This is a genomic window from Sulfitobacter sp. UBA1132 (assembly GCF_002311545.1).
GTDB classification, from domain to species: Bacteria; Pseudomonadota; Alphaproteobacteria; order Rhodobacterales; family Rhodobacteraceae; genus Sulfitobacter; species Sulfitobacter pontiacus.
On the sequence record NZ_DCAN01000006.1, the window covers coordinates 573 to 916 of the forward strand.

Consider the following 344-nt stretch of genomic DNA (forward strand, 5'->3'; position numbering starts at 1 on the left):
AGGACGATCCGGGGGGCTGGATGAACACATAGCCGAAACGGTCCAGTAGCGCCTCGCGCGTGGGCGTGTCGGCCCAGACCGGCAGACGTTGGCGCATGTTGATCACGATCATCCGCAGGTCATCCAGCCCGTGCACATGATCGGCGTGGGAGTGGGTATAAAGCACCGCGTCCAGCCGTCCGACGCCCGCATCCAGCAGTTGGCTGCGCATATCGGGGGAGGTGTCGATCAGCACCGATGTCGTGCCCGCATCCGTGATCCGCTCGACCAGGATGGAGCATCTGCGTCTGGCGTTCTTGGGGTTGGCCGGATCGCAGGCCCCCCAGTGACCGCCAAGGCGCGGC

1 protein-coding gene is annotated in these 344 nt (G+C 65.7%); it reads right to left on the bottom strand.

From position 1 onward, the window contains the following. Positions 1–344: MBL fold metallo-hydrolase (locus tag B4F27_RS03750; RefSeq protein ID WP_286758906.1), on the bottom strand; the 344-nt coding region annotated here is incomplete at both ends.